21 protein-coding genes are annotated in these 23,074 nt (G+C 53.0%); 10 read left to right on the forward strand and 11 right to left on the reverse strand.

Going from position 1 to position 23,074, the window contains the following annotated elements:
- Nucleotides 1-68 precede the first annotated feature (68 nt).
- The 6 genes from SH661x_RS13135 (at nt 69) to SH661x_RS13160 (ending at nt 8,737) form a co-directional block, all read left to right on the forward strand.
- The gene (locus SH661x_RS13135) at nt 69-1,325 is read left to right on the forward strand and encodes an NAD(P)/FAD-dependent oxidoreductase (protein ID WP_437222091.1); all 1,257 of its coding nucleotides are present in this window, start codon (nt 69-71) and stop codon (nt 1,323-1,325) included.
- 23 nt (nt 1,326-1,348) lie between these two features.
- Nucleotides 1,349-2,719, forward strand: a complete 1,371-nt coding sequence (locus SH661x_RS13140) for a Gfo/Idh/MocA family protein (protein ID WP_437222094.1) — start codon at nt 1,349-1,351, stop codon at nt 2,717-2,719.
- 53 nt (nt 2,720-2,772) lie between these two features.
- On the forward strand, nt 2,773-3,876 hold the full coding sequence (locus SH661x_RS13145; RefSeq protein WP_437222097.1) for an alkaline phosphatase family protein: 1,104 nt from the start codon (nt 2,773-2,775) through the stop codon (nt 3,874-3,876).
- A gap of 90 nt (nt 3,877-3,966) precedes the next feature.
- Nucleotides 3,967-5,046 carry an alkaline phosphatase family protein gene (locus SH661x_RS13150; RefSeq protein WP_437222099.1) on the forward strand — a complete coding sequence of 360 codons (1,080 nt, stop codon included), beginning with the start codon at nt 3,967-3,969 and terminating at the stop codon, nt 5,044-5,046.
- Between the two features lie 127 nt (nt 5,047-5,173).
- The gene (locus SH661x_RS13155) at nt 5,174-8,260 is read left to right on the forward strand and encodes a PVC-type heme-binding CxxCH protein (RefSeq protein ID WP_437222102.1); all 3,087 of its coding nucleotides are present in this window, start codon (nt 5,174-5,176) and stop codon (nt 8,258-8,260) included.
- An 81-nt stretch (nt 8,261-8,341) separates the two neighbouring features.
- Complete coding sequence (locus SH661x_RS13160) at nt 8,342-8,737, forward strand: DUF1552 domain-containing protein (RefSeq protein WP_437222105.1); 396 nt, start codon at nt 8,342-8,344, stop codon at nt 8,735-8,737.
- A gap of 3 nt (nt 8,738-8,740) precedes the next feature.
- Here SH661x_RS13160 and SH661x_RS13165 read toward each other — a convergent pair whose 3' ends face one another.
- The 4 genes from SH661x_RS13165 to SH661x_RS13180 all read right to left on the reverse strand — a co-directional run bounded on the left by SH661x_RS13165 (nt 8,741) and on the right by SH661x_RS13180 (nt 13,423).
- On the reverse strand, nt 8,741-9,778 hold the full coding sequence (locus SH661x_RS13165; protein ID WP_437221960.1) for an IS630 family transposase: 1,038 nt from the start codon (nt 9,776-9,778) through the stop codon (nt 8,741-8,743).
- Nucleotides 9,779-9,884: 106 nt separating this feature from the next.
- Nucleotides 9,885-10,496: a hypothetical protein gene (locus SH661x_RS13170; RefSeq protein ID WP_437222107.1), complete on the reverse strand. Its 612-nt coding sequence runs from the start codon at nt 10,494-10,496 to the stop codon at nt 9,885-9,887.
- Between the two features lie 3 nt (nt 10,497-10,499).
- Nucleotides 10,500-11,299, reverse strand: a protein-coding gene (locus tag SH661x_RS13175; RefSeq protein ID WP_437221910.1) for an IS5 family transposase whose coding sequence is annotated in 2 segments (ribosomal slippage) — nt 10,500-10,960 and nt 10,960-11,299 — 801 coding nt in all. Because the reading frame shifts where the segments join, the coding sequence is not laid out codon by codon here.
- 1,056 nt (nt 11,300-12,355) lie between these two features.
- Nucleotides 12,356-13,423: an IS110 family transposase gene (locus SH661x_RS13180; RefSeq protein ID WP_437222110.1), complete on the reverse strand. Its 1,068-nt coding sequence runs from the start codon at nt 13,421-13,423 to the stop codon at nt 12,356-12,358.
- A gap of 1,326 nt (nt 13,424-14,749) precedes the next feature.
- Here SH661x_RS13180 and SH661x_RS13185 point away from each other — a divergent pair.
- Nucleotides 14,750-15,310: a hypothetical protein gene (locus tag SH661x_RS13185; protein WP_437222112.1), complete on the forward strand. Its 561-nt coding sequence runs from the start codon at nt 14,750-14,752 to the stop codon at nt 15,308-15,310.
- Between the two features lie 156 nt (nt 15,311-15,466).
- On the opposite strand, the gene SH661x_RS13190 is transcribed toward SH661x_RS13185, so the two are convergent.
- The 4 genes from SH661x_RS13190 to SH661x_RS13205 all read right to left on the reverse strand — a co-directional run bounded on the left by SH661x_RS13190 (nt 15,467) and on the right by SH661x_RS13205 (nt 17,553).
- Nucleotides 15,467-15,640 (reverse strand): hypothetical protein, encoded by a 174-nt coding sequence (locus SH661x_RS13190; RefSeq protein ID WP_437222115.1) that lies wholly within the window; start codon nt 15,638-15,640, stop codon nt 15,467-15,469.
- Between the two features lie 417 nt (nt 15,641-16,057).
- Nucleotides 16,058-16,357 carry a hypothetical protein gene (locus tag SH661x_RS13195; protein ID WP_437222118.1) on the reverse strand — a complete coding sequence of 100 codons (300 nt, stop codon included), beginning with the start codon at nt 16,355-16,357 and terminating at the stop codon, nt 16,058-16,060.
- 64 nt (nt 16,358-16,421) lie between these two features.
- A complete protein-coding gene (locus SH661x_RS13200; protein ID WP_437222121.1) occupies nt 16,422-17,042 on the reverse strand; it encodes a ferritin-like domain-containing protein in 621 nt (206 codons plus the stop codon).
- Between the two features lie 4 nt (nt 17,043-17,046).
- On the reverse strand, nt 17,047-17,553 hold the full coding sequence (locus SH661x_RS13205; protein ID WP_437222123.1) for a plasmid pRiA4b ORF-3 family protein: 507 nt from the start codon (nt 17,551-17,553) through the stop codon (nt 17,047-17,049).
- A gap of 16 nt (nt 17,554-17,569) precedes the next feature.
- On the opposite strand from SH661x_RS13205, the gene SH661x_RS13210 reads away from it, so the two are divergent.
- Nucleotides 17,570-19,006 carry a transposase gene (locus SH661x_RS13210; protein ID WP_437222126.1) on the forward strand — a complete coding sequence of 479 codons (1,437 nt, stop codon included), beginning with the start codon at nt 17,570-17,572 and terminating at the stop codon, nt 19,004-19,006.
- On the opposite strand, the gene SH661x_RS13215 is transcribed toward SH661x_RS13210, so the two are convergent.
- Nucleotides 18,992-19,570: an IS1096 element passenger TnpR family protein gene (locus tag SH661x_RS13215; protein WP_437222128.1), complete on the reverse strand. Its 579-nt coding sequence runs from the start codon at nt 19,568-19,570 to the stop codon at nt 18,992-18,994. The two genes, SH661x_RS13210 and SH661x_RS13215, sit on opposite strands and share 15 nt — an antisense overlap.
- 47 nt (nt 19,571-19,617) lie before the next feature.
- Nucleotides 19,618-19,842, reverse strand: coding sequence for a DNA methyltransferase (locus SH661x_RS13220; protein WP_437231198.1), 225 nt, complete (start codon nt 19,840-19,842; stop codon nt 19,618-19,620).
- Nucleotides 19,843-19,886: 44 nt separating this feature from the next.
- Here SH661x_RS13220 and SH661x_RS13225 point away from each other — a divergent pair, with 44 nt between their 5' ends.
- A complete protein-coding gene (locus tag SH661x_RS13225) occupies nt 19,887-20,201 on the forward strand; it encodes a hypothetical protein (protein WP_437222131.1) in 315 nt (104 codons plus the stop codon).
- 73 nt (nt 20,202-20,274) lie between these two features.
- Here the strand turns inward: SH661x_RS13225 and SH661x_RS13230 are convergent, their stop codons facing one another.
- Nucleotides 20,275-21,603 (reverse strand): Gfo/Idh/MocA family protein, encoded by a 1,329-nt coding sequence (locus SH661x_RS13230; RefSeq protein WP_437222133.1) that lies wholly within the window; start codon nt 21,601-21,603, stop codon nt 20,275-20,277.
- Nucleotides 21,604-21,861: 258 nt separating this feature from the next.
- On the opposite strand from SH661x_RS13230, the gene SH661x_RS13235 reads away from it, so the two are divergent.
- Nucleotides 21,862-23,019, forward strand: a complete 1,158-nt coding sequence (locus SH661x_RS13235; RefSeq protein ID WP_437222135.1) for an ROK family protein — start codon at nt 21,862-21,864, stop codon at nt 23,017-23,019.
- Nucleotides 23,020-23,074: the final 55 nt, after the last annotated feature.

Genomic DNA, 23,074 nt, shown 5'->3' on the forward strand with positions numbered 1-23,074 from the left:
TTATACCCAATGGTCCGAGAGGAGCAAAACAGCAGTCTCAGACGTTTCACTCATCAATCGGAGAACACATGGTCATTTCGGATTTCGACAGGCACTATGATATCGCCATCGTCGGAGGCGGAATCTGGGGACTCAGCACCGCGTGGCATTTGATTGATGCCGATCCTCAATTACGGATCGTGGTGTTCGAGCGAGCAACCGCAGTAGCATCGGAGACCACTCTTCAGGCTGCGGGGCAGATCGGCCAATTGCGTTCTGATCCCCTGATGATGAACGCCGTAGGCTATGCACTGGATCTATATGCGGATTTCGAACAGCAAACCGGAATTCCCACCAGCTTCCAGCGCAGCGGCAGCCTGCATTTATCATTGAATTCACAAAGAACTCAGGCATTGCGAAAGCAATCCAAGTCGGCGCAGCAACACGGTATCGACATATTCGAAATCTCTCGCAGGGAAATCAGTCATCTGGCGCCGGAGCTTGAAACTGATCGCGTCGAATTTGCATTGTTTCTCCCTAATGATGGTTTTGTTGACGCTGCAACGACTGCCAGAGCGCTGGGGACGGCAGCGGAAAGGGAGGGTGTAAATATCTGTTGCGGTGTTGAGGTTTTGAATATTGAACCAACGTTACATGGCGAACTTGATCTTTCTACGAATCAAGGAAGATTTCACGCGAGCCAGCTCGTTGTGACTTCAGGGCCATGGACCCGTCATCTGGCGGCGGTATGTGGTGTGGACCTTCCCGCTCAACCCATTCGGTTGCAGCAGTTGAGGACGTGCCCTTCGACGCGCATGCCGGCACATCACCCTGTTGTTCGAATTCCGGATCACAGTTGTTATTTGCGACCCGAAGCAGGGGGATATCTTTACGGCCTCTTTGATGAAGAAGCATTAGCTTATGATCTGGAAGAGCAACCGGATTGGCGAACCGCGGACGTTTTGCCGACGCCCGCACTCTCTGCAGAGGCAACGCGCCGCCTGTCATCTTTGTTTCCGGTGTTAGGCAAACTGTCCGTGGCTCAATACCGACAAGGAATGGTCACCTGTACCCCGGATGGCAAATACGTGATTGGTCCAGTCTCGGGATTGGAGAATGTTTTGTTTGCGACCGGATGCGGAGGAATGGGGATTGCAGGATCGGCAGCAGTGGGTCGCTGGCTGGCAAAATGGCTCATCGATGGACATCCCGGAGATGATTTATCGAGATTTTCCCCCGAGCGGTTTGGATTACTCTGTCACGATTCAGCATGGATTCGGGATGAGAGTCGGCGAATATTTTCCAGCTATTACGCCTTGGAAAGCTGTACATATACAAGTCATTAGAAGTCCTGCAGGAGAATTGCTGAATGCTCAAATTTGATCCCGCCGAATTATCTCGCCGTGACATGCTGAAGACCACCGGAAATTTAGCGGTGACTGTAGCCTCGAGTCAATTGTTGTTTTCCAAGGCATTTGCCAGCGAAGAAAACACGATTAATCTAGCCTTGGTAGGATGCGGTGGTCGTGGAAGCGGAGCTGTTGCCGATGCTCTTTCGATTGATGCCGGCCCCATCAAATTGAAGGCAATGGCAGACGTTTTTAATGGAAATTTATCTCTGAGCTACAACGCCATCAACGGAGCATTCGAAAACAAGATTGATGTTCCGCCCGAGCGTAAATTCATTGGGTTTGATGCATACAAGCAAGCGATGGACTGCCTGAAACCGGGAGATGTCGTCATTCTGACAACTCCTCCCGCCTTCCGTTGGGTGCATTTTCAATACGCGATTCAAAAGGGGCTGAATGTCTTCATGGAGAAGCCGGTCACTGTTGACGGGCCGACGTCAAAGAAAATGCTTGATCTGGCCGAACAGGCTTCGCAGAAGAACCTGAAGTGCGGTGTCGGCCTGATGTGCCGTCACAGCCCCGCTCGCCAGGAGCTGTTTAATCGCATTCAGGACGGAGAAATCGGCGAATTGAACCTGCTGCGGGCTTACCGGATGCATGGCCCTGAAGGCTCCGCTTTTGTCCCTCCTTATACAGGCAATATTTCTGAAGTCCTGTATCAAGTAGCACACTTCCACGGATTTCTGTGGGTAAGCGGAGGCTGTTTCAGTGATTTCTACATTCACAATATCGATGAGTGTTGCTGGATGAAAGATGACTTCCCTGTAACCGCTCAGGCTTCCGGAGGTCGTCACTATCGAGACGATTATGTCGATCAAAACTTCGACAATTACTCCGTCGAATATACCTTTAAAGATGGCTGCAAGATGTTCGTGTTCGGTCGCACTATGCCGAACGTAAAGCAAGAGTTCGGCACTTACGTCCACGGCAGCAAAGGCTGTGCGGTCGTCTGTGAAAACGGACATTTCCCAGCTAAGACTCGTATCTACTCCGGTCAGAACTTTGTCCGCTCAAAACTGGCATGGCAATACCCCGTGAAAGAGGGGTCGCCCTACAAGCAGGAATGGGCCGATCTTATCGACGCCATCCGCAATGACAAACCCTATAACGAAGTTCCGCGGGGCGTGCGGTCCAGCCTCGTCACTTCGATGGGACGTATGGCTGCTCATACCGGCCAGGAAATCACGTTCGATGAATTGTTAAATGGCGATCACGAATTCGCACCAGGACTGTCAGAGCTGACTTCCGATGGCCCAGCCCCTGTGCAGATGACGGAGAACGGCAAGTACCCGATCCCTGCCCCAGGGCTCAAAGGGAAGCGAGAGTACTAAGAGAGGCTCCGCAGAAGATCACAATTGAATCTTTCAAAATGGAAATCTTTTCAATGACTTTTGGCAAAAAAATTCTCCAGGGATGCCCCCCCGTCTGGGTGTTCGTTTTGAGCATTGTCTGGAATGGAGTTTCGGCCTCTGCCCAGGACTTGAAGACGCAGAATGTTGTGCTGATCACGATCGATGGACTTCGTTGGCAGGAAGTCTTCACGGGGGCCGAGGAAGATCTCCTCAGGTTTGCAGATGACACGAAAGCCGCCAGGGACAAGTATTGGCGAAAGACACCCCAGGAACGACGCGAGGTACTAATGCCGTTCCTCTGGAGCAAGGTAGCGAAGGATGGGCAGATTTTCGGCAATCGCAATGAGGGAAGCGTCTCGCAGATCACCAACAAAACGAAAATCTCCTACCCGGGCTATAGCGAAATTCTCACTGGTTTTGCCGACCCGAAAATCGACAGCAACGATTTGATTCTCAACGAAAACTCGACTGTTCTGGAATGGCTGCATCGTAAACCCGAGTTCGATGGCAAAGTGGCGGCCTACCACTCCTGGAAAGGATTGGCCTTCATCATCAACCGTCAGCGGTGCGATTTTCCCGTGATGGCGGGTTGGGAGCCGGTTCCTGAGGAGCATCCCAATGCCCGACAACAGGAGATCAATGATTTGATCGCTAAAAATCCTCCGGGCCAAATTGATTTTGTGGCGTTTCAGGCAGCACGTGAACATCTGCTCCGCCATCAACCACGTCTGTTCTATGTCGGTTTCTCGGAACCGGACATGGCCCATTATATCCAATACGACCAGGTCCTGGGCTTTGTGCATGAGGCAGACGACTACATTCGACAGTTATGGGAAGTAACACAGTCCCTGGACCATTATCGGGACAAAACGACGTTCATCATCACCACGGATCACGGCCGGGGCTCGGGACTGGAAGACTGGAGACAACACGATCCCGAAACCGTGGGAGCAGAGTACATGTGGATGGCCTTTCTGGGGCCGGATACTCCCGCTCTAGGAGAACGAAAGCAGTGCCATCGGGTCACGCAAGATCAGATCGCCGCAACACTGGCGGCGTTTCTGGACCAGGACTATCGCGCCGAAGTTTCGCGAGCGGGCAAAGTGATTCCTGACGTATTACCTCCGGCAAAATGAACGGTTCGTGATTGATAGTTGGCAGCGCCGGTTCGTGCATTTTTCAACTAAGAAACGTTTTCGATGATATTGAGAGGAGAGCTTTTTCTCATGAGTTTTCTGGGTTGGCTGTTCCTCTTGTGCGTGATCTGGACTGCAACTTTCGCCTTTGCGCAGGACCTAAAAACGCAGAATGTTGTGCTGATTACCACCGATGGACTCCGTTGTCAGGAAGTCTTCACCGGCGCTGAGAAAGATCTGCTTGAAGGTCTAGCAGATGTGAAAGCGTATCAGGACAAATACTGGCGCAATACTCCTGAAGAAAGGCGAGAAGCACTCCTGCCGTTTCTCTGGAGCACAGTGGCCAGGGACGGACAGATTTTCGGCAATCGGGACAAAGGAAGCCCCGCGCAGATCACGAACACGATGAAGTTTTCCTATCCAGGTTATAACGAAATTCTCACCGGATTCGCTGACCCAAATATTGCCAGCAATAACAAAAGTCCTAATGAAAACTATACGGTGCTGGAATGGCTGCATCGTAAACCTGAGTTTGATGGAAAGGTGGCCGCTTTCCATTCCTGGGAAGTGATGCCTTACATTATCAATCGCCAGCGATGCGAGTTTCCAGTCATGGGTGGCTGGGAACCGGTCCCCGAAGAACATCCCAATGCGAGGCAGCAACAACTCAATGAATTCATCGCACAGAATCCTCCAACGAATATTGACTCCGTCACGTTTCAAGCTGCCCGTGAGCATCTGATCCGGCATGAACCGCGGGTACTCTATGTTGGTTTTCTGGAGACAGACAAGGCGGCCCATGCAGGACAATATGATGTCGTCCTGGATGATGCCCATGCCGTCGACAACTATATCCGGCAACTGTGGGAGATAGCACAGTCTCTGGGTCAGTATCGTGACAAGACGACATTCATCATTTCAACGGATCATGGTCGAGGATCGGGACCTGAAGACTGGAAAAATCATGATCAAATCACCGATGGGTCGGACGACATCTGGATGGCATTCATCGGTCCTGATACGCCGGCTCTGGGGGAGCGAAAGCATTGCCAACGGGTGACCCAAAATCAGATTGCCGCCACGTTGGCTGCTTTTCTGGGCCAGGATTATCACGCCGAAGTCTCGCGTGCGGGGAAAGGGATTCCCGACGTCTTGTCAAAACCGAAGTGAAAAACTCGCTGTAATGGTGCTTCATGCTCATCAGCTCAACTCTTCGATCTCTGGCTCATCCATCAGCTTTCAATAAGCGTGTGCAATAAGTCTCGATAGACTAGCTATTTTTAGTTAGACATCACTCATGCCAGACAGGGAACGCGAAATAAGTTCCCGTAACTATGACGAGGTCGTTGTGAAGCGAGGTGTCTCAATAGTTCAATTGTTTGTTGCGGTTATTCTTTTAGTTGATTTGAGTCAGGCAGAAATCCCAGTGCCGGACGATGCTCCACAGCCCAAAACTCCGGCCGAAAGCCAGAAATGTTTTCACGTTCCAGACGGATTTCGTCTGGAACTGATCGCCTGTGAGCCCGTCACCCAGCAACCTTCTGGGGTCTGTTGGGATGCCCATGGCCACCTCTACGTGTCCGAGCTTCACGGCTATAACCTCGAAGGGCATTATGACATTCTGGAGTTGAACAAGACTGGAAAGCTTGATCGGGTTGTGCAGCGAATTCAGGCCAGTTCTGAGGCAAAAGAGGCAGCGAAACCAGGAGTTTATGGAACAGTTAAGCGATTACAAGACACCGATGGTGACGGTGTCATGGATAAGGCGGTGGTCTTTGCCGACAGGCTTCTTCCTTGCTATGGGATCTGTCCGGCCCGTGATGGAATCATCGCGGTCTGTACTACGGATATTCTTTTTCTGGCCGACAGAGATGGCGATGGCGAAGCAGAGATCCGCGAGGTTCTTTACAGCGGGTTCTCAATAGATGCGCTGGACCGGTCCATCAACTCGCCGCAGTGGGGAGCGGATGGTTGGATTACCGTCTCCATGTCAGGTCACGCTGGGTGGATTACAGGGCCGCAATTGACCGAGCCGACTTACATACCGAACACAGACTTTCGTATGAAGGATGATGGGTCGGCCATCGAGCCGATTCCGGGAATCAGCTATACCTTTGGGGCCACATTTACCGAACGTGGAGAGCGGATTGTCAATCAAACAGTCAACCCTGCCGTAATGGTGGCTCCGATTTCGTGGCGCTACCTTGCTCGAAATCCGGATTTCGCCGCCAGCGGACTGGAACTGCCATCGGAGATACAGGTGGCGTACCCTCTCAGCAAACCCCATCCCTGGCGGACACATCGGGCAGCAGACCCCGGGTTTTCCAAGTTCTATATGGACAGCTATGGCATCGCTGAAACGGCACCGAATGGATATTTCACTTCGGCGTGCACTCCGCTTGTCTATCGGGATAACGTTCTGCCCGGGTTGCATGGAGAGCTGTTGATCTGCGAACCGTCTCAGAACATGGTGTTTCGCGGTTTGCTGACTCGAGAGGAGACTCGTCTGTTGCTCAGCAGAATCCCCGAAGAGCAGCAGTCGGAATTTCTGGCGTCGACTGACTCCTGGTTTAATCCAATTTCGTTGTCGCTTGGACCTGACGGCTATATCTACATTGTCGATTACTATCGAGAAATTATTGAAGATTATTCTGCGGTACCCCGTTATCTTCAGCAGCAATATGGTTTGGCGAACGGCAACGATTACGGACGTGTCTGGCGATTGACACATTGCGACGCTCACCCGCTACCCATGGTTGATATGACACGCTTCCCGCCGGAAGAACTGGTCGAAGAATTGGCCAGCCCCGGTTTATGGCATCGTCAGACCGCCCGGCGGCTTCTCGTGGAACAGAGACAGAACTCCGCGGGTCCAGCCATTGCCCGGCTCGCAAATGAGTCGAGTTCTCCGGAAGTCGTCATCAATGCTCTGCAAACTCTGGCGGAACTAAATGTCCTCCAGGTGCAGACGGTTCTGGAAACACTGTCTGCTGCTGACGCCGGCGTACGTATCGCGGCGATGAGATTGGCGGAACCATGGCTTCATAGCCAGCCGAAGATCTTTGACAAGATTCTTGAGCTGGCACAAGAGAAGGATACGTCGGTTGTGTTGCAAGCGGCGTTATCTTTAGGGGAGAGCGAAGCCCCGCGAGCTTTAGCAATGCTGGCGGAAATTGCCCGTAAACATGGCCAGGTGCAATGGATTGACACCGCAATCATGAGTTCACTGGGAGGCAGCCGGGCTGGAGAAATGTTAAGTACGCTCTTGGCGGCTCCCCAATCGATGGAGCAGGCCCGGCAACTGCTGACTCCGCTGGCATCTGCCGTGGCGGCTCGCAGGAATCCGGAGGAGTTATCCGGCCTGTTGACGCTGCTCCCGCAGATTGAGGATCTGGACTGCCAGCGGCTGTGCTGGGAAGGACTGGCGGCTGGAATCGCAAGTCCTGTCAGTGTGGCGCTTTCCTCAGAAGCGGTTGCTGCTCTGAAAATATCGCAAGAACATCCGGATAACGTAGTCGCCGAAGTGGCAAAGATTCTTATTCAGCGTCTCCAACTGGAATCGCCGGAAGAAAGAACAGCTCGGCTCGCTCTGGCATTCGAGACAATGAATGACATCCAGGCAGAAAGAGACGCCCGTCTGGCCGCGGTGAGTGAAATCTCCGGTGAAAATGATCCTGCAGTGACCTCGGGATTACTGGCTGCGATTACTGGCAGCACTCCCCAGGTTCGCGATGCAATTCTGACTGCAGTATTCTCCCGTCGGGACCGCCTGCCGGAGGTCGTCTCCGCACTGGAAGCTCAGGCTTTCCCCGTGGCATTCCTTTCGGCCGTCCAGCGATCGGCCCTCCTGAGTGATGGCAATGCAGAAATTCGCGACCGCGCCAGCCAGTTGTTCAAGGCACAGACGCGGGATATTCAAGATTTGCTTGAACGCTACTCCGCAGCATTAAATGGTGAAAGGAATCTTTCACGTGGACAGGTCCTGTATGAAAAGCACTGCGGTATCTGCCATCAAGCACATGGCGTCGGATCTGCAGTCGGGCCGGATTTAACGGCGGAATTCAAGCGAGCTGAAGAAACGATCCTGAAGGACATTCTCGATCCCAGCGGCACCATTACCGGCGGGTACACCACTTATTCTGTGCTTTGTACTGACGGTCGCGTGCTGTCGGGCGTGCTGGGAGGAGAATCGGCCAGCAGTATCACGCTCAAGCAGCCCGAAGGAAAAATTCAAACACTGCTGCGAAAGAATATTGAGGAAATCAAGGCCAGTAATGTTTCGCTGATGCCGGAGAACCTTGTCGAATCACTGCAGCCCCAAGATGTCGCTGACATTCTAGGCTGGTTGCGTGCGGGAAAAAGCAAACCGGTGAATGAGAAATGACCAGCTACATTTTCCCGCTGTTGAGCGACACACGGAAAGTGTGTGGAATTTTAGGTTCGCCCCCATTGTAAAGAGTTTGACATGAGATCCATTTCGACTTTCAATCGGCACTTGAGTCGCCGTAAGTTTCTGAGAGGAGTGGGGGCCTGCCTGGCACTTCCTGCTCTGGAGTCGTTCGTCCGCGCAAAGGAAATTGAAACTCCGATCCGCCGGCTTGTGTGTGTTGCGAATCCGTTCGGAATGATTCACGAGTCTTTTTTTCCAAAAGAAGCTGGACCTGCGGTTCAGTTGCCGGAGAACCTGCAACCGCTGGAGTCGCTTCGTGGCAAGTTCACGGTCTTTTCGAATCTGGACCATGGCAGCAATTCGGGCCATTCAGGAACTCACACGTTTCTCTCCGGTGTCCGGGTCAATGAGGCTGCCGGGCTCCCTAATGGTAACATCACACTAAATAGGACCTCCACGTCCTCGGAGTGAGTTTTAAGCGGCTTTGGCGAAGGAGTGTCGCATGTCGAGGTAGTGATTATTATTCACCTCGAACCATTCGTACGCCTGGTCAATCAGTTCTTCCAAGGTCTGGCAGCGGTGGTTTCTCGTGATCGTCTCGTGCAGGTGCCACCAGACTCGTTCAATGGGATTCGACTGCGGAGCATACTTGGGAAGAAAATGGACTTCGATCCGGTGACTCCATTTCTGCAGATAGGCTTTCACCGCTTTCGAGTCATGAAATTTGGCGTTGTCACAGATGACATGGATCTTCCGGAAGCTCCTGAGTCGGAAACGCAGGTCGTCCAGATGGGCCAGGAACTGGACCGTGTTTCGTCGCCAGCAGGGACGACTCACCAGCAGTGTTCCCGTCCCCCAGATCAGCGAGCCTGCCACATGGCACTTCTGATTGTTCCCCGGCGTGACCACCTCGGCCTGCTGACCTTTCTTCATCCACATGCTGCCAATCTTGGGGTTCAAATTCAGGTCCACTTCATCCTGAAAGACGGCGACTTCGTTGTGGGAAAGATTCTTCAGAAGATGTTGGATTGCCTGAAATTTCTCAGCGTGCTGGGGATCAACCGGGCCGACCACTGGACGGGGGCGACGCCAGACCAAGCCCAGCCGATGCAGTCCCCGGCGGATCGTTTCTCCGCTCAATCGCAGGCCGGTTTCAAACGCCAGCAGGTGAGCGAGCGTTTCACAGGACCAGCGGGAGCGGAAATATCCAAAATCCCGGGGAGTGGACTGAGTGACCCACCGCAGGACCTGTGTCATCCAGACTGGAAAGGAACGCTGCGGAGACGGTTTTTGCAGAACAGCAGCGACTCCCCCTTGCGTGAACAATTTCAACGTGGTCGAAATCAGGTCGAAGCTGCAAAACAGCACGGTTTTGATCTGCTGCCAGGTCAGGCCTTGGGCCCGGAGCAGAACAATATGAGCCCGTCGAGAAGTGGAGAGATCGGCTCCAGAGCGATAGGCCTGCAAAAGCATCTTGCGTTCCTGAGCTGTGAGCTGGATACTGCCATCCATGGCTTGACTCCTCGAAAGGGAAGTGGTGGTACACCTCCCCAACGTAGACCAAGCCTGTTTTTGTTCCTACACCAATCGAAAACGACGCTCCGGAAACGATGTGGAGCTATTTAGTCTGCTCACAGACCCAGGCTGATGTCGGATGTTCGGTTGACTCGGAAACGATCACTTCCCGAGTCGAAACGCACAGCCAGACGAGGACATACATGTCCCTGAGTCCTCGACGGGTAACGGTCTTCACGCTGAAGAAATCAGTTGCCCAGAGAGTCTCCTTGTGACGTTCCAGGAAATTGGACCAGGAGTCGCTGGTCCGATCGGGGCCGGGTTGAATCCCCTCCTCCTTGAGAATGTTCCGAACTGTCTGTCGGCTGATCTTCTTGATGCCCAGTTTCCGAAGTTCTCCCAGGATCCGGCTGTAGCCAAATCCAGTGACCGTCGCGATCTGGATCACAAGTTCCCGGATCTCTCTGGGCTTCCGCTGGCCGCCTTTGGGGTTCTTCTTCCGCTTCGCAGGCCCCTGCTCTTCTCGCAGCCATCGGTAGAACGTGCTGGGGCTGACAATGGTCAGCAACTCTTCGATGGCGCGGCCGATGGCTTTGCCGAACTTGATCAGTCGTTCTCTCTCCGCTGGCTTCGTGTGGATCTGCCCGGGAACTCTCGCCCGCAGAATCTTGTTCTCCTCCTTCAGAAACTGAATGTACTTGGGGCGTCCGGACAAAACCTATTCAGCGATGAGATATCTCCAGGTGATGAGTGAGTTGGCGATGTCATGGAACGCTTGGTGCACTTCCTCCAGCCTGTCCCAGCGAATCCGCAACCTGCGGAATTGTTTGAGCCAGCTGATGGTCCGTTCAATCGGCCAGCGGGTCGCACCCAGAGACGAGTCCTGCCGCTGACCTCGTTTGGGAATGAAGGTCTCAATGCCAGCCAGTCCCAGCAGGTCCCGAGTTGCCTGGCAGTCGTAGCCTTTGTCGGCGGTCACACTCCGTGGGCAATCCAGGGGGCGTCCCCGCTTGCCACCAATCTTCGGGTACCTCAGAAACACCAGTGGCAGAAGTTGTTTCAGATCATGAACATTGGCGGCCGTCAGGATGTTCGCCAGCGGAATCCCATTGTGAGTGGTCATCAGGTGAGACTTGCTGCCGCAGCGACCACGATCCGTCGGATTCGGTCCGGTTTTTGTCCTCCCAACGGGGCCTTGATCAATCCGGCATCGACGAGCACGTCCGCCAGTTCCAGACGCCCGGCTGCGTTCAGCACGGTGAGGAGGTGGCGATGAATGTCCTGAAAGACTCCCAGGTCGATCCACAGCTTGAGACGTCGATAGCAGGTCTTGTAGGAACACCCCAGTTCCAAGGGCAGGTCCTCCCAGGCGATGCCGGTCTTGAGCACGAACAGAATGCAGGTGAAGACGGTCCTGTTCTCCGCTGGCGGTCGGCCGCCTTTGACAGAGAACTCGTAAGTCGGAAAGAACGGCTCGATCTCGTCCCACAAGTCATCACTCAGCAATCGGGTGGCCATATCAGTTCCTCCGTGAACGGGAAAAACCAGACCTTCCCAAAATTTTCAAACCATGCCAACATTAGTTTTGTCCGGAACCTCTTGGCCAGTTCCCGGTCCGTGGCTGAGGCGATCAGCGCTAGAAGTGGGTGGAAAATGAACGTCATTTGACTATTGTCGCAATCTGTAATTTGGAATGGTTTTACACTTTCGTTGTACCCCACTATGACCTGATTCCAGCTCCCAAAACGGGACCTCGAAAACGGGTTTTTCGAGGTCCCGTTGGGATGCGGATATAGGTCCGAAAGGCGGCAGAATCCGAAGAAGGTTTTCATCCTCACATTGGGGAGCCAGAGGGACCAGATGTAGGAAGCGAAGGCAGTGAGCGAGGTACGGAGGTCAAATTCCAACTTACGTCATGTGAAATTCACACGGATGTACCTTTATCAACCCACACGCCGACAAACTACGGGCAAACTCGACAAACTCACGGTCGGTTTTAAGCAATTGCTCCACAAGCGGTTATCGTCGCAACATGATTAAAGACAGTGTGTTGCAGGATTTCTGGCGATCGTCCTACGGAACCGTTCCTGAAAGAGATTGTCAAGCGGGAAAGAGATTTCCTGGTGCGGGTCTGTAGTGCGATCCGCAAAGTTCCGGGCTTTGTTTTGAAGTTCATGGTGTGTGGACTGGGTTGCGTGTTGTTGTTAATGATCATCTCACCGGTTGTCGTTGCTACGGGATGTTGCAATCGTTCTTTTCAAACGCGATTGCTCCCCACACATTCCTTCGCGAGGCACGAGCCCTGATTCTCAGGGATCGCTCTGCTGTGATCAGCAGACGCGGAATTATCGAGATGCGAATTCCTCTCTGAAGAGTCTGCTCCATTCAAAGGGACGTGTCCTTCTGCTGTACCTTTTCATGTTCAGCAGCGACATCCACGGTTCCGTGCGAGCTGGACTGATCGGGAGGGATCTCAGGTGAATTGACTCACCTGGATCGAACAACCGGGTGAAGGTTTTTTGATGGGTCTCCTTGGTCAAAATGGTGATGAATGCTGATTCACTGCTGAAGACTTCAGGCTGCTGCGATGGCCCGGCACTCAAAGTAACTCTGCTGTTTGCTGAGGATGTGCCAGATGACCGTGGCCAGCTTCCGCATGACCGCGACTCGAGCTACCCCGCTCCCCCGTCGCCTCTTGATCTTCTTGTACCATTCCCGCAGCCGACCATCCTTGCGGAGCACCTGATACGTCACCTGGGCCAGCAGCCATCGGGCCGTGTTGTTGCCGGCTTTGGTGATCCTCCCCAGCCGCTGGTTGTTCTCGCCGCTGTTGCGACAGCCGGGAGTCAGTCCCCAGTAGTTCGCCAGGCTTCTGGCTCGGGGAAATCGTTTCACATCACCGATCCCGGCAGCCAGCGAGATCGCTGTGAACGCACCGATTCCCGGCATGGACTTCAGAAGCTGGGCATTCGGGTTGTCACGACCCCGCTGGGCGATCAGCTTCTCCAACTCCAGCAGTCTCTCCTGAATCTGCTTGAGATCCGCCAGGAGGAAGTTCATCTCCAGCCGGTCGATCTGGGGAAGTGCAATCTCTCTGAGCCAAGTGATGGCCTTCACCGTCGGAAAAGTCTTGGTCGGCAGTTCCCATTGCAGGTTGTGCCGCCGGAGGATGTGCTTGATCTTATTGACCAGCTGTGTCTGAGTCTGACCCGCTTCTTTGCGAAGCGTACTCAGCTTGCGATTCTCCTGTTCTGTCGTGCTGCAGATGGTCACCTGCCGGAGGCCGCGAACGGGTTTGCCTTCGAGAAACCGATCCCGGTTCACCCACAGGAGTTCACTCAGGGCCGCTGCATCACGCCGATCCGTCTTACAGCGTTTACGTTCTTCCGGCTGGATGAGGATCACCTTGTGACAGCGGTAGTCCCGCAGCATGCGAATCAGCCAGTCATTGAACCCGCAGACCTCCACCACGGCGATGAACTGTTCCTCGCTCTGAGCACACCGCCGCGTGAGCTGATCAAAGAACTCCAGGACCTTCTCGGGCTGCGTAGACACCTGACGGGCCAGCAGGACATCACCCTGCTGGTCACGAAGTGAGACAGTCAATTGACGGGCATGTTGATCGATACCAAGAAAGAGCATGACGCGGTTCTCCTGTGAGAAAAGGGTTGGGAAACTTCCACACTGGGAAATTCCGCTCCCAATCGCAATTACTCTTTCATCGATATCAAAGGCCTCATGACACTGGGCGTGATGCTGGCTTCCTCTGCAACGACCTGTTCGATGTGCTCTCCCGTCACGGCATGTTGGAGAGCCGTTTTTCGGAAGACGTGAAGGTAGGCCGCTCCATTGGGGAGAGAGTCCGACCATTCTTTGACTCGGTGGTACATCCAGTCACCGAGGTTTTCTGGAGCGAAATCAGATCGCAGACGTCCCACCAGCTTTGAGGCTCCTCGGCTGGAATAGGAATTCCGCAATTGCTCCGGGTAACCGCCAAACACAAATTCGCTACCAACTCTCAGTTGATCGAGTTCTTTTCGCAATACCTCGGGGATTGGGATGGTGACGCAAAAGTATAATGGCGCCGATCATTACATTTGGATCTGGCACACCCAGAAGATGCGATTGGTAATGAATCGGCTAGGGTTCGTACCTCGGGCGATTGACTTGCCAATTGAATGAGGACGTCAGGCGACATGAAATTATGGTTTACGTGCAATTTTTGTGGCGGTTCATCTCAATGGACATGTGGTTCTCCAAATTTCAAAAACATATTTTTGAAAATCGAAATGTAATTCTATAAAGTCTTGTTATATATTTTAACTTCAAAAAATTGGTTTTTCAAATTTGTGATTCCTTGGCTTTGATCCGTCACGCCGTCCCTTGCTCTCCCTTGGCTGTACCGGGGCATTAAAATGCTCCCACTGCTTGCTCAACGGGTGCGGAAGATGTCGAGATGAGAAATCTGAATGCGCCACATAACCCCCACCTACAAACAATGATAAGTGCAAAATTGTGAAGCCATGGAAAATGCAATGAATCATTCGCCAAGACACAATGTAACACAAAAGCAAGCCATGTAAAATTGCTATATCAATTTTTATTTTGTTGAATATCATGCCGTCTTTCAACTTGCTTAATTTGAAAGGAGCATGCAATGAATTTCTCAATAGTGAAGATTAAATTGACGGACAGAGTAGAATGGTGGGTAATCGTAACTCCTATTAACACTGCCATCTACTTGAACGAATACTACAAACGAAAAGGTAAGGATATGCCGCCGCTTGATCCCAGTACATTCATTGTGGCCGTCTGTAGAAGTCGTGACATGGCTCGTGACCTTGTTGAGATCCTGACATGGAGATCGAAATTTGTTGGAAAGCCAATAAATCAGTGGTTGAAGTCGGAGGAGAGAATCCGGAAACGTAACAACGCCATGTTACGTGGATTGTATGTAGGAGACGAATCATGAAAAGGCTTATTGACGGGAGTGTGTGCCCTGATTGTGGTGCTGAAGTTGGACAGTCGCACCGAGATGAATGTGACATTGAACGTTGCTCCTCCTGCAAGCAACAGAAAATAACTTGCGATTGCTCAGACCATGATCCACGGATGTCGGTATGGACGGGAGAATTCCCAGATCATTTTGCAGGAGAAATGGCAGAGGAATCGGAAGGCTTGGGGCCGATGGTATTGTCATTTGGTTCAATTGGGTATGAGCCGGATATTAACGGTCCCGGTGCAGTGCTCGTTGAGTTCAAGCCGACACGAGCAGAATTGACTACCTTGGCTTACTATCATTTGGATCGATTCTTTGGCATCCAGGAATTGTATGCGATGGGACAGAGCGGCTCGTGGGAAATCCGTGCGGCACCGTTTTCCTGGCGTCGATTTGAGGCCATTGCTGAAGCCCTGTCTCCCGGTACAACTAAAGAATTCGAGAATTACATCGAGCAGCGATGGAAGCAAATCGATGAAATCCAAAGAGAGTTCGAAGCTGAGTGGGGGAATGTCGATGGCCAAACGTAGTCTTGGTTAGAACGTTTGAGTCTGCTTACGAAAGGCCCCATGAGGGGGCCTTTTTCATTTGACCATCGAATTTTTGACACTTTGACAGATTGCCACTGTCTTTCTTCGAGTGCCCGATCAGAACGTCAACATTCATTTCTCCCAATCGAAGGTGGTCTAATGCATGGACCGCACCCAGTGGGCGAGTTCCTTCAGTTCAGACACATTCATTTCGGTGACAATCTCTTGCCGATGAATATCATGGACGGCGAGGATATGGTCTTCGTGGAAGACGATTTCGCCCCCTTGGGTCAGTCCATGCAGGCGGGCCTCAACCAAAGGATTATCCACGACGCCCCGAAAAAAGTCCCCTGACCTGTCTTTCACTCGGACCCAGAAATCTTCGCCCCATCCTCGGGACGGAATATTCTGCTGAGGCACGGGAAAAAGCGACGCTGGATGTGCGTGCCGAAGGATCGGCTTTGTCAGTTCCCCGTTGCATGAGGGACATGAACATTTCTCGGGGGCATCTTCATGGACTGAGAATCTCGACGAATCGATTCTGAGTTCCACAAGCTGACCAGGTTTGATGTGCCGCTTGATGACCTCGGGCGGAATATGAAAGTTATCAGGGTTCTCGGTGTGCATCAAGACCCCATTCACCAGCTGGTAGTCGTTGGAGAAGTGCTGGGAATCGAATTGGTGGTTCAATGATGTCATCAGTGCTGGATCGCAGAGGGGTATTCTGGTTCGACTTGATCTGCTGATTTATTCCTCGTCCAATTCGTCTGGATCAATTCCATAACGGCGGAGCTTGTCTTTCATCTCATCAGTAAGGTCGCCCCCAGAATTCAATGCAGATTTCAGTTTGTCGTAACTCAGTTTCAGCCTCTTGTTCAGTTGCACTGTCTGATAGGTCAAGGCTGCATCTCTGATCGCCTTGCTTTCCTCTGATTCTGGTGGAAATTGACTCGCAACTGACCCCAGAATATCGCATACCCTGCGAAAATCAGCTTCAATGGACTCCAGGCTTGGTGTGTTCAGTGGCGCTGCGGAAGTTTCGTCCATTAAATACACCTTCGAAAAACCATCCAGGGCTAAAACGACCTGTTACTGCACAAATGGGAATGGCCTACTTTCGATGTTTGCAATATTCCTTGGATTCTTCGACGGGATGTTTGGTCGCCAAATCTACGTCGTTGAAACTGCTTTTGTTGCCCCATCCGAAGATTCTCTCGAACAGCGGCAACAGCGGGTTGTTATGAAGGCCATTCTGAAAATAGACTTCGTGTTCCTTCTCCTTCATCCCCATTTCGTACAACACATCATCGTGTGCGGTAATTCCGATCTCGTTGAAATATCGCATCATGATGAAATACTCGCAGACGTTTCCGCTTTCCAATCGTCCTGCAAAGTAGTACGGCATGAACCAGCCGATGACATAACAGCTCGCCGAGATGATCCTGCCGATGATGTGATATTTGATTTCGAAGTACCGTGACGGCGGAATTGCGTGTTGCTTCATGATAGAGAGAACGGCTTCTCGGTGTTGCCATTCATCCATTTCAATTTGCTTGATCGCCACTTTCTCGTCCTGGTTCTTCACCGAACCGGCGTGGCCGATGTACGCAAACGCCGCTGCTTTCTCGGCTGAGTAAGCCAATTGCAGGAGCTTCACGAGTTTTGGATGCTCTATCTTGACCGACTCGTTCACCGTGTAAGCTCCATCTCGTCCCGTCACAGGTAGGCCCATTGTCTTACTTCACTTTCCTCATCTCCTTCGTCGCCATTTTTGCATCAAACTCCGAAGGATCAAAATTCCCCCACCATTCCAGCATTTCATCATGTTGCTCGTGTTTGGGGTCGGCGATTGCTGCGAGATATTCAGCATAGCCCCAAGGACCTCCACAATCCTCGGGTGGGCAGGCTCGTTCCCCTTCGAGGCATAACGGATATTTCGTTTTGGCTTCGGTTTTTGGAGATCCTTCGAACAAGATCTCATGACGCCAGCCGTCTCCGAAGTCATATTCGTAGATCCAACGGGACGGTCGCCCTGACTTTGGGATGATTTTGCTCAGCTGCACGTTCGTCTCATCTCTGAAGTCTATCTCGAAATCGTCGCCGTCTGGTGCTGGTTGGCTGTAGCGTTCACCATCGATTAGGAACTGATGGAGGTGGCAATTCTCCCAACCTAACAGCCCGTTGAATTTCCTTTCTTCGCTTGACAGGTCTGGTAGATTGCCGGTGGTTCGGATTTCAGGCATTCAGGGAGGGTGACCGATGGCGTTGGGGAAGCGGGAGGAGTCGCAGCAGCAGGAGTTCTGGACTCCGACAGCGAATCTCTCCAAAGGGCCGGGGCATGTCTTTTATGACAAGCTCAATCTGGTGCTGGCCAAGGCGGGATTCGACAAGGCTCTCGAGGCCCTCTGCTCGCCTTATTACGCCAGCACGGGTCGCATGTCGATTCCCCCGGGTGTGTACTTCCGCATGCTGCTGGTCGGGTACTTTGAAGGGATCGACTCCCAAAGAGGCATCGCCTGGCGGTGCGAAGATTCTCTCTCGCTGCGAAGGTTCCTGGGCATTCCGCTGGGGAAAGAGACTCCCGATCACAGCAGCCTGACCCGCATTCGGGATCGGTTGCCGCTGGAGATTCACCAGCAGGTGTTCCAGCTGGTGCTCAGCATCATCGATGAGCATGGACTTCTCAAGCTGAAATCAACCGGTGTCGACTCCACGTTGCTGGAGGCCAACGCCGCCATGAAGACGATCGTCCGTAAGGACTCGGGTGAAGACTGGAAGGAGTTCCTCAAACGCCTGATGCAGGAGGAAGGGCTGATCGAAGAAGATGATGATCCCAGCGACGACGACCTGCGCAAGTTCGACAAAACCCGTCATCAGCAGGGGAAGAAGAAGGTCTCCAATGCCGACTGGGAATCGTCGTCAGACCCCGATTCCCGCATCGTGAAAATGAAAGATGGCCGCACTCATCTGGGCTATAAGGCTGAGCATGTGATCGACCTGGAGAATGAGTTCATCCTCTCCGCCACGGTGTGTCATGGGACGAACAGTGATGCCGGCACGCTCATCGAAAGCGTGGTGAATGCCCAGCAGAACGTGATTCTCGCTGGCAGTCCGGAAGAGATTGAAGAGGTTGCTGCCGACAAGGGGTATCACAAGAACGAGACGATCACGCAGGCCACGCAGCTGGGACTGCGAACGTACATTCCCGAGCCCAATTCACAACACAATCGTACGTGGACGGACAAGCCGGAGGAAGTGCAGCAGGCAGTGCTCAATAATCGTCAACGGATGAGTCGAGCCAAAGGGAAGAACCTGCAGCGTCAACGCAGCGAGAAGGTGGAACGCAGCTTCGCCCATGTGTGCGAAACCGGCGGAGCGAGGCGAACGTGGCTGCGAGGACTCGAGAAGATCAACAAGCGTTACCTGATCGTGACCGCTGCGAGGAACCTGGGTCTGCTCATGCTCAAAGCATTCGGCATCGGCAAACCCAGAGGTCTGCAAGGCGGAATCCGGGCCATTCTGGCACTCTGGGGAACCTGCACGCTGCTCTGGGCCGCTCTGAGAAGCTGCCTGCGATCGCTCCAGGCAAGGACAGCTCATCCGATGGCGTTCCGAGACATCAACTGGCAATTGAACCCACAGCGACCACGTACACCCCGGAAACTCCAAATCATGCCAACTTCAACGGGCTGCTAAGGCTGCTTGGATGTACTCGTGGAGATCGGCCAATGTGCAGTCTGGAATCTGAATACGCCGCCAGATCGACGGTTTGATTTCGAGCAGCGTAATCTTGAATTGGTAAAGCAAGTCGCCCTTCTTCGGGGCCGTCTTTCGAGTCTTGGGCGTTTCTTCACCAAACAGTCCCGCATGATCTTCAGCGAAGAGTTCAACAACTTTGCGTTGTACTGCCACCAGTCGCTTCTTATCGGGATGCATGGCATATACCGCAGCCTGTCCGATCTCATCATTCAGGTGATCGAGTTCAGTGTGCGTGACACCAAAGATCTGCGTACCTTCACCGGCGGATTTCAGTCGTTCCTTGATCTTGTTTTTAATTCGGGTGCAATGAATCAGGCTGTCCCGTTGATGCTGGGTGAGCTTAAGCGGGTATGTTTCGCCGGGCTTCTTTGTCGGTTTGAGGCGGAATGAGATCGGTCCTGAATAGTTGCCCGCCAGCAGATCGTTCATGGCTTTGGCGATCTTGCCTCGGGCCTGTTCCATGGAGAGGGGCTTGTCGTCGGCGGGTTGTTTTCGGGACATATTAACCATCCTGATCTCGCATGGGAGTGGATCGCAAATTGTTCAGTTCAGCCTCTCTCCAGGCATCCATATTTTGCGATTCGTCCTTCAGCTATTCCACGGTACTTGGCGCTAATATCGATACCATGAAAACGTCGGTCAAGCTGAACTGCTGCAATTCCACACGGAGCGACTCCGCAGAACGGTGAACAGACCATTTCACCCGACTCCGTAAGGGCATGGATCAGCCACCTCATGACTCTCACTGGTTTCTGACAAGGATGTTGTCTCAGTTCCTCTCCGGTGAAGCATTGAGAGCAACATCAGAATGAACTCCGTGAACGACCGTATTTTCGATCTGGTTGAACAGTGGGAAATTGCCCGAAATGAAGGGCAAATCCTTACTCCAGAAATGCTTTGCCAGGAGTGCCCAGAACTTCTGCCTGAAGTGGCTCGTCGAATTCGAGCCTTGGCAGCCACAGCATGGATGGAGAACTCTGCTGTAGCGGATGCGGAACTGCTTGAACCCCCACTGCGACAGGTGGGTCGATATGAACTCATTGAATTGATCGGTGCAGGCGGATTTGCCGAAGTTTTCCGATGCACTTCCACTGTAACTAACTGTAACTGGTGGACCTATTCGCTGTTCTAAGTCCTAGGCAGGCAACTGCTTTATGACGTAAGTCGATGAAAGACAGTAAATTGCGTTTTTCGTGGCTTTCGAGCTACGGAACCGAAGGGCGGAAATCACTCCCATTTCCATCCCACGTTTCTCGAGAGTGCGAGCGATCTGCTCCTGCACCTCCACCGGGCGGCTCATCCCAACGAATGAGCTGCCCGGAGTACGTCGCCAGTCGCCCCATAATCGCAGTCAGAGTGCTGTAAGCCCCATTTTCAGCTTCATTATGTGGCTTGTCCTGAACGATTGCTTCGAAGAGGACATTGTGCTCCACTTGATAGGGGCTGATCTTCTTCCCGGAATCCTTCCGCCCCGGCTGCCAGACCTTCTCCTCGCCACGGAGGAGCGCAAATCGATTCCCTCCCAGTTCCGCTTGCCCTTCTGTCGCTTCCACAAACTCAGCGACTCTCTTCTGGCACCCCGGAATCTGACGGCACTGGCTATACATTTTCGTGCCGTCGGCATATGTGTACTCCACGGTATGATGATCGAAGATGTTGCCGAACTCCTTGCCTGTCCGGACCTGACGACCACCGATTCCCTCCGCGGAGACTGGATGCGCGTTCGCAATCCAGTTTCCCACGTCCAGATTGTGAATATGCTGCTCAACGTTGTGATCTCCGCTGAGCCAGTTGAAGAAGTACCAGTTCCGAACCTGATACTCGAGTTCCGTGAGATTCTCGCGGGGAAAAGGCTTTTTCGCGGGGAGTCCACCGTTCCAGTAAGCGCGAATTGCCACGATGCGACCGATCTCTCCGTCATGAATGCGCTGAATGGCCTCTTGATAGGAGGATTCGTGATGACGCTGCAGACCGACCCCCACTTTCAGATTCTTCTGCTTTGCAATCTGAGCTGCCGCGAGGATCCGACGCACACCCGCAGCGTCTGTCGCCAGGGGCTTTTCCATAAAGACATGCTTCCCTGCATTGACCGCATACTCGAAGTGCTGAGGACGGAACGCTGGGGGGCCGGTGATGATCACCACATCAACACCCGAATCAATCGCCTTGCGATAGGCGTCCAGCCCCACAAAACGACGCTCTTCCGGAACATCAATGGCGCCGTCAAAGCCATCCCCCTGATCGAGATTGTAAGCCCCGGCGGACCCCGCCTTCAGAGCTTTCAGGCTGGATTCCAGACGATCGGGAAAAGCGTCCGCCATTGCCCAGAGCTTGACCGGAAAAGGAGTCGAAAGAGCTTGGGCAGCCGCCCCGGCCCCGCGGGATCCACTTCCGATCAGGGCCACTTTGATCGGCTCGCCATTGCCAGCGTAAGCCCGGCTTCCCAGCGAGGAGAGCAACAGCGCCCCACCGGCAATTGCGGTCCCGAGAAACTCGCGGCGACTGGAAGTGGAGAAATTGAGATCAATCGTCATGCATCGGCTCCGATATAGTATCACGACAAAAGTGGTAGAAATTCATGCAAAAAAACAAAAACGCAATTACCAGCCATCCCGCATCGAAAATGCAGGTCCAACATGAGGTAAGTGGTCTAGAGAGTTGAGTTAATGTGAAACCATGAACTTCGCTTGAAATATTGTCGATCTCCTAGGTATTGCGTATTGACAAATTTCGAAAGCAAAACAAGTATAGAAGAATCTTTCTCGCGTTTGCAAGGGGAATCCACAAAAATCATGAGACTCGGTGAAGAAACTGGTCGCGATCTCGAATGCCAGATCGTGCGTTGCCTGCGTGGAAAGAAGGCTCTTTCCCGCGTTGAACTGGCACGCAGAATGGAGTTGGCACCTTCAACAATCGGCGCTTACGTCGATCGACTCATCAGCCACGGATATCTGCAGGAGGGAAGAAAGCTCTCGCAAGGGACTGGCCGTCCCGCGACGGCAATCGGACTGAATCCCTTGGCCGGGTGCTTCGCAGGGATTGACTTCGAAGGGCGCCACTTCTGGGTCACCGCAGTCGACTTCGCGCAGCAGGTCCTGCACTCAAAACGCGTCCCGATTCAACCGTCTGAAACGGCCGAAGCGATTCTGGAGAAGGCTGAAATCGCGATCGCCTCGACGATCGGGGGCGATCGTAAGCTTCTGGGGCTGGCAATTGGTGTCCCCGGTTTGATCGATATGGAAAAGGGGGTGGCGGTCCATTACAGCCATATCCGTGGCTGGAGCGACCTGCCGTTGAAGCAGCGGTTCGAAGCCCGATTCAAAGTCCCTGTCTCTCTTGAAAACAACATTCGAGCCATGGCGCTCGCGGAAGAACTGTTTGGCCAGGGACAGGGAGTCCGCAACTTCATCTGTGTCGGGGTTCGCAGCGGTATCGCTGCTGGAATTGTCATCGACAATCAACTCTACACCGGGGCCAATCACCTGGCTGGCGAAATTGGAAACTACCCCTGCCCCCAAGGAGCCACGCTCGAACAAAGAGCTTCTCTACTCGCCGTCCTGGAAACGCTTGAAGAGGCCATCCGGAATGGGGAACCGACAAAACTCAGCCTGCGCCGTGATCGTCTTCATCTTCAGGATCTGCTCGTTGCCGCCCGTGCTCAAGACCCACTCGTGCAAGACGTCTTCTGGAATACAGGCAAGGTCCTCGGCAGGGTGCTTGCACAGATTACTTTTGTGCTGAACCCGGAAAAAATCATTGTCTCGGGGCCGTTGGCTGAGTTTGAAAGCACCTTTATTCGCTCCATCCGTGAAGAAATGGACACCTTGCTGTTACCTCCTCACAGCAAGATGCCGGAGGTCGTCGGATCGACACTCGGGGAATACTCCGGAGCACTGGGAGCCGCAGCATTGGCTGTGCGTGAATGGGTTCCGGGTTCCCGTGAGAACTGAACGGCCTCATTCGATCCCGGGACTTTCTGAAGCCCCTTCCCAGTGATGATTGAAA

The organism is Planctomicrobium stercoris, assembly GCF_051465655.1.
Classification (GTDB): Bacteria; Planctomycetota; Planctomycetia; order Planctomycetales; family Planctomycetaceae; genus Planctomicrobium.